Origin of the sequence: Aquabacterium sp. UBA2148 (genome assembly GCF_002328915.1) — a bacterium.
GTDB lineage: Bacteria > Pseudomonadota > Gammaproteobacteria > Burkholderiales > Burkholderiaceae_C > Aquabacterium > Aquabacterium parvum.
This window is the reverse complement of sequence record NZ_DCXA01000165.1, coordinates 584-2,312: the sequence shown is the minus strand read 5'-3', so window position 1 is coordinate 2,312 and position 1,729 is coordinate 584. Positions and strand designations below refer to the sequence as shown.

At 68.0% G+C, this 1,729-nt stretch carries 3 protein-coding genes; 1 reads left to right on the top strand and 2 read right to left on the bottom strand.

Annotation, left to right across the window (positions count from 1 at the left end):
* The coding region (locus B2W70_RS09235; RefSeq protein ID WP_286745060.1) for a LysR family transcriptional regulator at positions 1–267 on the bottom strand (267 nt) is incomplete at its 3' end.
* 73 nt (positions 268–340) lie between these two features.
* Between B2W70_RS09235 and B2W70_RS09230 the strand changes: the two genes are divergently transcribed.
* A complete protein-coding gene (locus B2W70_RS09230) occupies positions 341–1,141 on the top strand; it encodes a sulfite exporter TauE/SafE family protein (protein ID WP_286745058.1) in 801 nt (266 codons plus the stop codon).
* Between the two features lie 13 nt (positions 1,142–1,154).
* Here B2W70_RS09230 and B2W70_RS09225 read toward each other — a convergent pair.
* Positions 1,155–1,729: hypothetical protein (locus tag B2W70_RS09225; RefSeq protein ID WP_286745055.1), on the bottom strand; the 575-nt coding region annotated here is incomplete at its 5' end.

The following is a 1,729-nucleotide window of genomic DNA, read 5'->3' as shown; positions in this document are numbered from 1 at the left end:
TGTGGCGCTGCGCCCCGACACATCCTGCTCCAGGGTCTCGATGTCGGCCAGGATGCGCCGGCCTTCCTCGAGGTAGCGCAGTCCTTCCTGCGTCAGCGAGGTGCGCCGCGTGGTGCGCTGCATCAGGCGGATGCCCAGGCGCGCCTCCAGTGCCGCCAGACGCCGGCTCACGGCCGCCGTTGACAGGCCCAGCTCCTGGGCTGCTGCCGAGAGGCTGCGAGATTCGGCCAGGGTGACAAAGAAGGCGAGGTCGGTGGGGCTGTTCATTTTTGCGGTAGGTGCAAGAATGTTTTGATTCTGCATGTGATTGCGCAATGGTGCCGCGCTGCAGACTGCCGGCATGACGTGGCTGAACCTGCACCTGCACCCTTTGCTCTCCTGGTCCTTGCTGGCAGACCTTTCCCTGGGCATGGCCCTGGGGGCGGTGGGGGGTGTGTTCGGCATCGGCGGAGGGCTGATCGCCATCCCGGTGCTGGCCTTGGGTTTTGGCCTGGACCAGCAACTGGCTCAGGGCACGGCCCTGGTGATGATCGCGCCCAACGTGATGCTGGGTTTTTGGCGATACAAGCAGCGCAATCCCATCGACTTGAAAGACGCCTCCTGGCTGGGGGGCGCCTCGGTGGCATCGACCTGGCTGGTGGCGCACTGGGCCACTCGGCTCGATGCCGGGCAGCTGCGCTGGGCGTTCGCAGCTTTCCTGGTGGGGCTGTCAGGGCTGTTGTGGTGGGGCGCCCGCAAGCGCGCGCATCAAGCCGAAGCGGCGGCTTCTCTGCACGCTGCCGCAGCGCCCTTGAGCAGGCCCGGTCTGGGGGCCCTGGGGTTGCTCAGCGGGGTGTTTTCCGGCTTGTTCACGGTGGGCGGCGGGCTGGTGACCGTGCCTGCCTTGACCACGGTTTTCGGCGTGCGTCGGCAGACGATGGCGCAAGGTCTGTCTTTGGCTGCTGTGGCACCAGGGGCGCTGGTGGCGCTGTTCACGTACGCGAGCGCGGGCCAGGTGGACTGGACGCGGGGCCTGCCCCTGGCCGCTGGCGGTCTGCTCAGCATCTCGTGGGGCGTGGCCCTGGCGCATCGCCTGCCTGAACGCTTGCTGGGACAGTGCTTTTGTGCGCTGCTGCTGGTGGCCGCGGCGATGATGGCCTGAGCCCGGGGTCGCCTCAGTTGCAGCGCACTTCGTCGCTGGAGATGTAGGCCGCCTGGTTGCCCTGGCGGGCGGCGGCGGTGGCGCAGCGCAGAAACTTGCCTTCGATCACGTTGTTCTCGGTGTGCGCGCAGCGCTCGGTCTGCATGCAATGCCGGCCTTCCTGGGCGTCGCGCAGATCGGCTCGCCAGTTCAGGCGGATGGCGTCCACGGCGCGCTCGGGGCCCTTGTCAGTGCAGCGGCCATCGGTGACCCACGCCTCGACGTGGTTGCGGCTGTAGGCCACGTAGAACTGGTTGTCCTGACGCAGGTGCAGGCAAAAGGGCGTGCCACCGACGCCGGCCGAGGCCTCGTTGCTCAGCGTGACGCTGTCGATCTGGATTTCGCGCTGCTGGTGCAAGGGACGCAGGGTGCAGCCCGTCAGGCTCAAGCCTCCGATGCCGGCCAGCACCACCGCCGAGAGCAAGGCGGTGCGCAAGCGCTCGAACCTCAGGACAGGGCCGGGAGCGGGCGGTTCCGAGTCAAGTCGATCGGGCGGGCATGCGTCGGGCAGCTTCATGGCTGAGATGTTGCGCCGAGCCGCCCGACCGG